General features: G+C 67.2%; 9 protein-coding genes. 4 read left to right on the top strand and 5 right to left on the bottom strand.

Features of this window, described 5'->3' with window-relative positions; translation table 11 throughout:
• Positions 1 to 189 precede the first annotated feature (189 nt).
• Positions 190 to 1764: an AMP-binding protein gene (locus QH276_RS11490; RefSeq protein ID WP_280402886.1), complete on the bottom strand. Its 1575-nt coding sequence runs from the start codon at positions 1762 to 1764 to the stop codon at positions 190 to 192.
• A gap of 418 nt (positions 1765 to 2182) precedes the next feature.
• Between QH276_RS11490 and QH276_RS11485 the strand changes: the two genes are divergently transcribed.
• Both QH276_RS11485 and QH276_RS11480 read left to right on the top strand, forming a co-directional pair.
• Positions 2183 to 2860 (top strand): MspA family porin, encoded by a 678-nt coding sequence (locus tag QH276_RS11485; protein ID WP_280402887.1) that lies wholly within the window; start codon positions 2183 to 2185, stop codon positions 2858 to 2860.
• A 58-nt stretch (positions 2861 to 2918) separates the two neighbouring features.
• A complete protein-coding gene (locus tag QH276_RS11480) occupies positions 2919 to 3593 on the top strand; it encodes an MspA family porin (protein WP_280402888.1) in 675 nt (224 codons plus the stop codon).
• A gap of 127 nt (positions 3594 to 3720) precedes the next feature.
• Here QH276_RS11480 and QH276_RS11475 read toward each other — a convergent pair whose 3' ends face one another.
• The 3 genes from QH276_RS11475 to QH276_RS11465 all read right to left on the bottom strand — a co-directional run bounded on the left by QH276_RS11475 (position 3721) and on the right by QH276_RS11465 (position 7786).
• Positions 3721 to 4779 carry a LacI family DNA-binding transcriptional regulator gene (locus QH276_RS11475; RefSeq protein ID WP_280402889.1) on the bottom strand — a complete coding sequence of 353 codons (1059 nt, stop codon included), beginning with the start codon at positions 4777 to 4779 and terminating at the stop codon, positions 3721 to 3723.
• Positions 4780 to 5018: 239 nt separating this feature from the next.
• A complete protein-coding gene (locus QH276_RS11470; RefSeq protein WP_280402890.1) occupies positions 5019 to 6440 on the bottom strand; it encodes an acyl-CoA reductase in 1422 nt (473 codons plus the stop codon).
• Positions 6437 to 7786: a hypothetical protein gene (locus QH276_RS11465; protein WP_280402891.1), complete on the bottom strand. Its 1350-nt coding sequence runs from the start codon at positions 7784 to 7786 to the stop codon at positions 6437 to 6439. Before QH276_RS11465 ends, QH276_RS11470 begins: the two co-directional genes overlap by 4 nt.
• A gap of 110 nt (positions 7787 to 7896) precedes the next feature.
• Here QH276_RS11465 and QH276_RS11460 point away from each other — a divergent pair, with 110 nt between their 5' ends.
• Positions 7897 to 8547, top strand: a complete 651-nt coding sequence (locus QH276_RS11460) for a TetR/AcrR family transcriptional regulator (RefSeq protein WP_280402892.1) — start codon at positions 7897 to 7899, stop codon at positions 8545 to 8547.
• Positions 8548 to 8551: 4 nt separating this feature from the next.
• Here the strand turns inward: QH276_RS11460 and QH276_RS11455 are convergent, their stop codons facing one another.
• Positions 8552 to 9499, bottom strand: coding sequence for an SDR family NAD(P)-dependent oxidoreductase (locus QH276_RS11455; RefSeq protein ID WP_280402893.1), 948 nt, complete (start codon positions 9497 to 9499; stop codon positions 8552 to 8554).
• A gap of 119 nt (positions 9500 to 9618) precedes the next feature.
• Between QH276_RS11455 and QH276_RS11450 the strand changes: the two genes are divergently transcribed.
• Positions 9619 to 10245, top strand: a complete 627-nt coding sequence (locus QH276_RS11450) for a TetR/AcrR family transcriptional regulator (RefSeq protein WP_280402894.1) — start codon at positions 9619 to 9621, stop codon at positions 10243 to 10245.
• Positions 10246 to 10263: the final 18 nt, after the last annotated feature.

Raw genomic sequence — 10263 nt, 5'->3', positions numbered from 1 at the left:
GAAGTGGTGCCGTACGCCGCGGGGTTGTCGCCGGACAAATCCTGCTGTTCCGGGGCGACGACCGATACCGGCGGACAGGTCCGCCCGAGCCAGGTGCGCACCAACCGGCCCTCTTCACCGGCCCGCGCCGCCCCACCCCGGCTATATGCGCGGGGGGCCGGGTCTCCGCCCGCCCCCCCGGAACTTCGTCTAATCCGCGGCGGCGCCGGGCTCGGAGCGATTCGCCGCCAGGCTCTGCCGGATCTTGTACTTCTGCACCTTGCCGCTCGGGCTGCGCGGGAAATCGTCGACCACGTGAATCTCCTGCGGCCACTTCTGTTTCGCCAGCCCGGCGTCGGCGAAGTAGGCGCACAGGTCTTCGAGCAGCGGCGCGGCCGTACCGGGTTGCAGCCGCAGAACCGCCGCGACATGTTCACCCAGCCGGGCGTCGGGCGCGGCGACCGCGACGGCTTCGGACACCCCGGGCACCGTCAGCAGCACTTCCTCGACCTCGAGCGCACTGATGTTCTCCCCACCGCGGATGATGAGGTCGGTGGTGCGGTCGACGATGGTGAGATAGCCGTCGGCGTCGAGGGTTCCGATATCGCCCGTGTGGTACCAGCCCTCCTCGTCGAACGCTTTCGCGGTCAGGGCGTCGTCGAGGTACCCCAGGCAAAGATCCGGTCCGCGGCTGAGGATTTCACCGTCCTCGGTCAACCGGATCTCGACGCCCGGTTGCGCGACACCGTCGGTGTAGAGCCGTTTGGCTTCGGGCGCTGTCCATTGCGAAGCCGTCATCGACGGATGTTCGGTACTGCCGTAGGAGCGATAGACCGTCAGGCCCATACCGGTCAGCCGCTCGGCCACCGGCGCGGCGACCGGCGCTCCGCCCATACCGAGATACTTCAGCCGCGCCAGATGATCCCGGGTGCAGTCCGGATGGTCGATGAGACTGGTGACGTAGTAGGGCACCCCGCCGCCCAGGCTGACGCCGTAGGTAGCCATCACCTCCAGGATGCGCCCGGGATTCCAGACATCGGCGAGGTCGATGGAGACGCCTTCCCGCACCGGTACGAGCAGGGCGGCGAGCATACCGATGAAATGACCGATGGGCGCGGCATTGATCATCGGCCCCAGATCCTCCGGATAGCGCCGCGGCATCAGCCGGGTCTCGCAACCGAGCGTCTGGTGACTGTGCACGACCCCCTTGGGCACCCGGGTCGTACCCGAGGTGAAGGCGATCACCGCGGGGCCGGCCGGATCGACCTGCGCCACACCGGCAAACGGCTCATCGGCGAGCAACGACTCGAACCGGCGGGCAGGATCGCTGCCGCCGACGATACCCACGACCGGCACATTCGCGTGGACCACAGGGTCGTACACCAGGCTCCCGAACCGCTCGGCGCCGAAGAAGGCCTTGGGCCGTACGGTCTCCACGATGTGGCCGACTTCCCGCGCACCGTAGGTGTGCACGATCGGCACCACGACCGTGCCCAGCAGCGACGCCGCCCAGAACGCGGCCGCCGCCTCCATCCAATTGGGCAACTGGAGCGCTACGACGTCTCCGGGCCCCACTCCACGGTCGCGCAGACCGGCCGCCAGCCGGCGAGCCACGAGCTCGACATCCCGGAAGGTGCCCGCGTAGGGCCGGATCTCGGAATGGACGCGAAAGCTGGTGTCCGGCGCGGACGCGAGACCGTGGGCGAGCAGATCGCCGAGGCTGTCGCGCGTCCACCACCCGTGCTCTTCGTACCGTCGTACCAGTTCAGGGGGAATCGTGCGCATGGTGAACTCCAACCACCCGGCATGCGTACGCCGGGTCGTACCGCGACGTTGCCGGAGAACAAGGACCGTCGGAAGCCGGGACGGGCCCGGCCACGAGCGCGGAAACGCTGCTCTACCTCAGAGTAGAATCTCATTCTGATTTTCGCGGGCGAATTCCCGTTTTCGGCCCATCAGATCAGCCGCGACAGGGGGCGCGCCGTGATGAACCATGCGGTCCACCCCGGCGCACCGCGCGGTCCACGGCAACTCATGGCAATTCGGTTGCCCGCCGATCGCCCGGTGATGAACCATGACCGCACTGTGTGACCGGCATCACCGACAACGGCAATACGGCGCCCATGTTCCCGGATTCCGCTCCCTCCTGTTCACCGGAAACGCGGTGCATGCCCGCACAGGCACTTCGAGATGAGGAAACCAGATGACACGCACCACTCTGTTTCGCGCGCCCGCAGCGCTCACCCGCACCGGTACCGGTGTAGCCGTTCTGGCGGCCGCCTTCGCCCTCGCCACCGGTACGAGCACCGCCGATGCGTTCGTACCGCTGCCCGACGGAACCCAGACCGGACCCGGTTTCACCATCACCCGTACCGGTGAAAGTGCCGTGGTCTCGCCGTCCATGGCCGCCAACGGTGCCGGACGGGTCACCTGGGTTTCCGGCACCGTCACCGCCGATGTCACCCATACCCCCATCGTCACCGAACCCGGCCCGTACAGCACCCCGGAGAACCTGCCCGGCACCAACAACTCGTCCACCCACGGCGTATCCCAGGTCAACACCGGCTATATCGTCGGCTGCCAGGTCAGCATCGGCGACCGCGCGTTCTCGCTGGGCGCGAGCGCCAGTGTCTCCACGACACAGATAGGTGTCAGCGGCTCCGCCGGTGTCCAGGTCGGCCCGGGCGAGGTGAAATTCGTGCAGATCGGCATCAAGGACATCCCCGCCCCGGGCAGGTACACCCTCGGCTACCGGGACTACGAAATGGAGATCCAGGGCTGCGGGGGCTACGCCCAGGCCCGCTCCTACGCCGTCATCGAAATCATCGGTGACCACTACTCCAAAACCACCCTCTACGGAGCCCCCTTCAGCATCGGCTGATCCACCGGACCGCAACCCGCACAGCGCGATTCCCCCGAACGACGAGGTTCACCGAACAATGATCGACACCACGAAAACCCTCCGCACCATGGTCGCGGCCGCCGGCAGCGCCCTGCTCGCCACGGCCACCTGGGCGCTGCAGCCGGCGCCGGCTCATGCCGATACCTTCGTTCCCCTGCCCGGCGGTCAGATCACCGAAACCCTGGGCGACGGCACCACCGTCACCGTCCGCCTCACCGGCGAGTCCGCCGTGATCAGCCCCTCGCTGGGTTCCACTCCCCTGCATCGCAATACCTGGGTCTCCGGCAGCGCCGGCGCCGAGGCGTCGCAGCCACCCCGGAGCATGTCCATCCGGCCCGGCTATGTCGTGGGCTGCCAGGTCAATATCGCCGGGGGCGGTGTCAACGCGGGGGCCGGCGCCACGCAACGGGCCGGCAGCGAGACTCCCGATCTTTCCACCAGCACCGGCGGCAACCTGACGCTGGGCCCCGGCCAGGCCAAGAAGTACTACCTGCTCGATCTCGAAACCCCGGATGCCTTCGGGGACGAAAGCCACCGGCCTTTCAACCGCACCAAATCTCCCGTAGCCAGCGTTACGTGGAAAGACAGCACCATAGGCCTCGCCGGCTGCGCCGGCTATGCACAGGCCCGCGCATTCGTCCAGGTGGATGTCGAAACCTCGAAAGCCAAAGAGATCGTCACGCTCTGGGGACAACCTTTCAGCCTCGGCTGAGGTCCCCGCGTCGGAACAGCCGGGCCGGTACGCGCGCCCCGCCCGGCCGTTCCCTCGTACCTCTCGGTAGCCCCGTCTGCTACCGAGAGGGTAGAGGCGCTGGCAACTCCCGAGGTACAGACGGCCACTACGACTCGGCTGCCGACATTCTCGGTACACGAGGGGGCAGAACGGTGGCGGCCACCGGCTGCGCCCTGCGCTGCCGTGCAGCTCCGGTCGATCCCCGCACCACCAGGCGGGCGGTCAGCGACACGATCGCTCGTGTATCCATCGCCTCTCCGCTCATGGCGCGCTGTAGTTGCCGGAACGCGGCCGTACCCATCGCTCGCATCGGCGCCCCCACCGTGGTCAACGGCGGGGTACAGAAATCGGCACCGACCACGTTCCCGAATCCGATGACGCTCAGTTCGTCCGGGACGCGCGCACCCGCTTCGTTCAGAACATGCAGTACTCCGATCGCCACGAGATCGTTGAATACCAGTACAGCCGAGGGCAGGTGGCACAGCAGTTCCCGGGCTGCCGCGGTACCGCCCGCCATCGTCGGCGGATACGGCCCGATCCGGCACACCTTCAGCCCGAACCGCGGGGCGGAATCGAGCAGCGAACGCCACCGCATGCCCTCGGCCCAGGAGGCCGGCGGCCCGCCGACGTAGGTCACCGAGCGGTGACCGAGTTCGGCCAGATGCCGCAACGCCGCGTCCACCCCCGCCGCGGTATCGACCATCACCGTGCGCGTTCCGGGCACGATCCGGTTGAGCATCACCAGCGCCCGGTGTCCCGCGGCCGCCCGCATCCCTCGGTCGGACAGCCGCGAACCGGTCACCACGAGGCCGTCGACGGCCGGTAGGATCCGGTCCAGCACCGTTCGCTCCTGCGCCGTCGACCACCGGGTGTCGGCGAGTACCACCGTGTAGCCGGCCTCCGTCGCGGCGGCCTCGAATCCGTGGATGAGACCGAAGTACACCGGGTTGGTCACATCGGGCACCACCATTGCCACGGCGGACGTCCGTCCACTCGCCGGCGCACCGTTGATCGCGTTCGCCCGATACCCCAGCTCCGCGGCGACCCGATGGATTCGTGCGGCGGTTCCGGCACTGACGCGTCCCGGACGGGAGAACGCCCGCGACACCGTGGACGGGGAAACACCCGCCGCCGTCGCAACGTCGTAGATGGTCGGTGCGCGCACTGCTCCAACTCCTAACCAGGGTCTCCGGCTCGGTCACCGATTCCGCCGCCGGCGGCCGGAGACAGGCGGGACCCTCGCCGCCGATCGAGGGCCGGCACGACCCGGGTACGCCGGTGCCACACTCCGGCGTCGGCGAACAGGGCCATGGCGGCCGAGGGTTTCGGCCGCGAACGCGAAACCCTGCTCTACCACAGAGTAGAATTACATTCTGATCTGTGGAGCCGGTTTCGCAGTATTCGTCAGTTCACCGCTCGGCCGTCCTCGTGCACCATCCAGTGGACGAAGCGATGCAGTGGATACATGGCATCGTGTGGATTGCCGATCGTGCTCGGGCCCGCCTCCCCGAGGTGCACGATGCGCTGTGCGCCGGCGGAAGCGAGCCGGTCGCGGAAATCCGGCATCCGGTCGAATGGGAAGAATCCGACGGTCTGCGTCGCGACAGTGACATGGCGGATCGCCTCGCCCAGCGATGCCACCGGCACCACGTCGACGGTTTTGCCGACCGGATGGAAATCGACCGGTGTGGCGGAGCGGATCACCACGCCCGTACCGTCTGTCGCACCCCACACCCGGAACTCGTCGTCGAGCAGCACGAGGGTACGGATCTGCTCTTTCAGCTCCTCGTCCAAGGGCCGGCTGTCCCCCGAGACGGTCGCGCGCTCGACGATCCGCCGGTGCAGCCGCTCGCAGAACCGGTCCGCGTCCGCGTCGTCCGCCTCCACGAACACGAACCGGCTCGCCACGCACGCGTCCTGGTTCAGCACCATGACGTCGTCGGCGGCCAGCGCGGCGGCACGCTCGAGTGTTTCCTCGGTGCCGAAAGCCTCCCGGCCGACCATGGATATCGATGTCTTCGGGTCGAAGGAGACCAGTTGTAAACCCGGACCGAGATATTTGACGACATTGCCGATGGCGTCCCCACCGCCCCAGGCGACGATCTTGTCGAAGTACTGCGGGCGGAAGAGTACTCGCTCGACGGCCGCGTCCCCGCCGCGCCAGTACACCGCCGACATCGACCGCACCACCGGGTGCTCCGGATCGATGGCGGTCATGGCCCGCAGGATGGCCACCGTGGTGAACGGGTCACTGGACGACATTTTGAACAGGTTGACCGCCTTCACCAGCGCCCCTTGAGCGATGGATTTCACCGCCTGTCCGGGGGAATTACCGGGAAGAACGTGGACCAGGCGCGGCGCGAAAGCACGGACGAAACTCTTACGGCCGAGAAAATCCTGCTTGGGAATCCATCCGTCGAGGGCCTTCGGGTCGGGGAAATTCTGCTCGACGATCGCATGCAGGACCCGCTTGTCCAGATAGGCGCCGGCACCTGCGATCTGCGATTCGAGCAACGCTCGGGGCAAGGTGTGGGTAGCCGATATCCGGTCGAGACAGTCCCGGAGGAACGGGTTGTGCGGGTCGCGGATCCGTCGTCCGGCCTCGACCAGGAAGTCGACGATATCGTCCAGTGGCAGGTCCAGCAGTGGGGGCACCGCACTGCGGGGCAGGACCGCCCGGTCCAGATCGATCTCGGGTGTCGCGAAGGAGACGCCCAGGTCCCGCGACCGGTGTACGGCGGCAGCGCCCTCGACCACCTCGCCGCGGAAGAAGAACGGTGCGGAAAGGGCCGCACCGGCGTCGCGCTGCGATTCGAGCGTGGTCATCCGATCCCCCTGACGTAGGCGTCGGCGGTTCCGGCGCAGCCGATCTTGTCGTCACCGGCGAGATCGGCGTAGCGCACGATGGAGTCGGCGATCGACGGCCCTTGATTACCGCAGGCACACGGCCCGTAATCGAGGACGACCCGGTCGCCGGTGATGATGCCGCCCCAGCGCCCGTCGAGTGACAGGTCGAAGAAGGCGGCACGCCCCTCTACCTCGCCGGTGCCGTGGGACAGTAGCGTGTCCCCCACCTCGTCGAGCACGAACGGCACCACCCACGGTGGGACGTGGTAGCGATCACCGCCCCGGCATTTCGGCATTCCCGAATTCAGCTCCTGCATGGAGTAGTTCTGGAACTCCCGGCCGGGCGGGATATTGAACGTTTCGTACACGAATTGCCGATAGTCCGGGGGCAGCTGGGCCCGTTTACGGCCACCGCCCACATAGATGCAGTTGTCGGGATGGAAATCGGTGGCCCCGAACCCGCGCTCCCGGACCAGCACGGCGACCTGGTACAGCGTGGTCCACATACCGGAGATGTAGAGCTTTTCCGCACGGTGTTCGATCATCGCGTCGGCGCCGGCGCTCAGCGCCCGGTCGAGTTCCGCCTGCCGTTGCGCCGAGGTCCGTTCATAGGCGGCGAGTTCCTCCGGTGGCGCGGTGCCGTCGGCGATCTTCCGGCGTAGCCGCACCTGGGCGGTCATCGCTTCGACCGTGAGCGGCGAAACCGGCAGCCGGAAGCGGTTTTTCGCCGGATCACCGTATGCCGCTTGTTGTGCCGCACCGATGATGACGTTCTTGGGCACCATCGCCGTCAGGCCGAGCCCCATCATTCGCCGGTCGCGCGCCGGTGCGACACCGGAACCCCAGGCGAAGAGGTTGACGGTGTCCCGGCGCGACCAGGCCATATCGGCCTCGGAGGCGAGCAGCACGGCAGGTTTACCGGTTGTCCCGCTCGAGCAGGACACATAGTGACCCGCGCTTTGCAGCCGCTCGATCCACTGATCGATCCCGGAGATATCCGCCGTATCGATCGGCGCGACCGGATGGGCGGAGAGTGTGCCCAGCCATTTTCCGAGCCGGTCCCAGCGGCGCTCGGTCAGGAAGCTTTCCGGGTAGCTCTTGTAGACCGAATGCGGGAACAACAGTGCAACCGCGTCGTCGAACCGGTCGATCGCGGTGATATTCGCTTCGCCCGCACGGTGTTCCAGCAATCCGATTCGCCGGCGCCGCTGCTGGAATCGTTCGTCCAGTGCCGCGAGCTGCACGTCCCGCAGTGCGGCGGCGGAGTGATCGAACCGGCTCGGATCATCGGCGAGCCCGGTCAATTTTTCAATGGCCGAGGTCATGGCCACCCCTTCGGGATTCGGGTTTCCCCATAATTAATAGCACCTGTCAGGTGTCATTAATGTAGCACCCCGGTCGACAGCCGGGCGCCGAATGCGATGAACTGACACCCGTGAAGACGAGCGAAGAGCGCGATCGGCAGCCGCGGGCCGGGCGCCCGACCCAGGAGCAGGCGCGTGCCCGGCAAGAGGAGTTACTGGACAACGCCCTCGATCTGTTCCTCGAACAGGGCTACGAACAGACCACGATCGAGATGATCGCCGCCCGGGTCCATATGGCGAAACGCACCGTCTACGCCCACTACACCGACAAGGCCGCACTGTTCCTGGCCGCCGTGCGGCGCGCGATCGAAGCACAGGCCGTGCCGCGCGAAACTCTGGCGAGCCTGGATACCGGCGAGGTGGCCGCGACGCTCCAGGCGATCGCGCGACTCCGGATCGATCAGGCCATGACTCCCAACGGCCGCCGGTTGCACCGGATCCTCGCGCTGGAGAATGTGCGATTTCCCGAGATCTATACGCTCAGCAACACCGTGAGCACCGGTCCGGTCGTCGCTTTCGTTGTCGAGGTACTGGACCGCGCGGCCGCCGCCGGGCAGATCACCACCACCGATACCGATCTCGCCGCGCGCGCGTTCATGAGCATGGTCGTCGGCACGCAGGTGCGCAGTATCGAAGCGGGCCGCGCGCCGAGCGCCGAGCAACTCGAACAGCGCGTGCTCTTCATGGTGCGCCTGCTGCTCGACGGCCTGCGGCCGCGCTGAACACTTACCGGCACAACCGTTCGGACAGCTCCCACAATTCCGCGGCCCGGCCGGTATCCACCGCATAGTCCTCGATATCCGGTTCGGCCGCGCAGTGCGCGACGTACACGCCGCCGAGGCTGCGTGACTCCGGGTGCACTGCCGCCCACACCTGGGTAGCCGCCCCTTCCTGGGGTGTGAGAACTGCACCATCGGCACGGGTCCGGCGCCGGATGCCCGCCCGGACGGTGGGTACCGCCGCGATATCCGCACGGGTCATATGACGGGCCAGCCGCGTGGCGACCCTGCCGGGATGCACAGCACAGGCCCGGATTCCGTCGGCACGCAGCCGCCGGTCGAGTTCGAGGGCATGCAGGATATTCGCGGTCTTGGACGCACCGTAGGCCAGGAACTTGTCGTAAGCCCGTTTCTCCCAGTGCAGATCGGTGAGATCGATATCGGCCATCCGATACCCCTCCGACGCGACGTTGACAATTCTCGCCCCCTCGGCCGCGCGCAACCGGTCGAGGAGCAATCGGGTGAGTTCGAAGTGGCCGAGATGGTTGGTGCCGATCTGCAGTTCGAAGCCGTCGGCGGTCCGGGCGAACGGCGTGAACATCACTCCGGCGTTGTTCATGAGCACATCGACGGCCGGTGCCAGCTCGGCGATACGAGCGGCGGCGGCCCGTACCCCGGCCAGCGAAGCCAGATCCAGGACAACCGCGGACAGGCGCGCACCGGGTACCTCCCGGCGGATCTCGGTGACCGCCGCATCGGCGGCCTCGGCCCGCCTGGCGGTCAGCACGACATGGGCCCCGGCGCGGGCGAGAGCACGGGCGGATTCGCGGCCGAGGCCGGAGGATGCTCCGGTGATCACACAGGTGCGGCCGGTGAGGTCGATCCCGGTAACGATCGCCTCGGCGGTGGGACGCGCATCCCCGTCGGCGCGATCGATCATGGGCGGATTCGTCATCGGCACTCCGATCCAGATGAGGCGGGGGAATACATTCCGCGCCGGCGGCGGCGAACCCGGCCCGCAAAGAAGTATACTCTGACGGATATTATATCCGTGCGGGACGATAGGGGGCCCAGATGGCGGAGACGAGACGCGGCCGCCCCACCCAGGCCGAGGCCAAGAAGCTCAATCAGGCGGTCCGCGAGGCCGCGGTCGCGACGTTCCTGGAATCCGGCTACGACGGAGCGACGATGGAGGCCATCGCCCGGAAGGCCGGTATCACCAAACGGTCACTGTACGCGCGGTATCCCGACAAACGTGCCGCCTTCGCCGATGTCATCCCCTGGGCACTGTCGAAATACGAATCGTCCGACGAGGATCCGGCCGTCGACGACAAGGACCTGGAGACAGCATTGCTCGAGATCGGCCGGGTGGCCGTCGCCCGCGCACTGGACCCGGAGAGCGTCCGGCTGATGCGGATCGCGATGAACGAGTCGGCCCGATTTCCGGAATTCGCGATCAGCACGGACTCGATGATGTGGTCCGGACGGCAGCGGGCGGTCGTCCGGGTCCTGCGCCGCGGTATCGACGAGGGCACGATCGATGTGGAGGATATCGAGCTGGCCGCCGAACACTTCCTCGCGATGGTGGAGCTGATTCCCGGCCGGATGGCCGATTTCGGACTCTTCCGATCGAAACAACAGGAGGACCGGCACCTCCGGCACGCCGTCCGGCTGTTTCTCCGCGGCGCGGCGCCCCGCTGAAACGTCTCCCGAAAACAA

Source organism: Nocardia carnea (assembly GCF_029869215.1).
Classification (GTDB): domain Bacteria; phylum Actinomycetota; class Actinomycetes; order Mycobacteriales; family Mycobacteriaceae; genus Nocardia; species Nocardia carnea_B.
The sequence above is the reverse complement of the archived record's forward strand: the minus strand, read 5'-3'. Positions and strand labels throughout refer to the sequence as shown.

Excerpts from the sequence above, each read along its gene's own strand:
- QH276_RS11490 (WP_280402886.1), bottom strand. The coding sequence starts at position 1,764 with ATGCGCACGATTCCCCCTGAACTGGTACGACGGTACGAAGAGCACGGG.
- QH276_RS11485 (WP_280402887.1), top strand. The coding sequence starts at position 2,183 with ATGACACGCACCACTCTGTTTCGCGCGCCCGCAGCGCTCACCCGCACC.
- QH276_RS11480 (WP_280402888.1), top strand. The coding sequence starts at position 2,919 with ATGATCGACACCACGAAAACCCTCCGCACCATGGTCGCGGCCGCCGGC.
- QH276_RS11470 (WP_280402890.1), bottom strand. The coding sequence starts at position 6,440 with ATGACCACGCTCGAATCGCAGCGCGACGCCGGTGCGGCCCTTTCCGCA.
- QH276_RS11465 (WP_280402891.1), bottom strand. The coding sequence starts at position 7,786 with ATGACCTCGGCCATTGAAAAATTGACCGGGCTCGCCGATGATCCGAGC.
- QH276_RS11455 (WP_280402893.1), bottom strand. The coding sequence starts at position 9,499 with ATGACGAATCCGCCCATGATCGATCGCGCCGACGGGGATGCGCGTCCC.
- QH276_RS11450 (WP_280402894.1), top strand. The coding sequence starts at position 9,619 with ATGGCGGAGACGAGACGCGGCCGCCCCACCCAGGCCGAGGCCAAGAAG.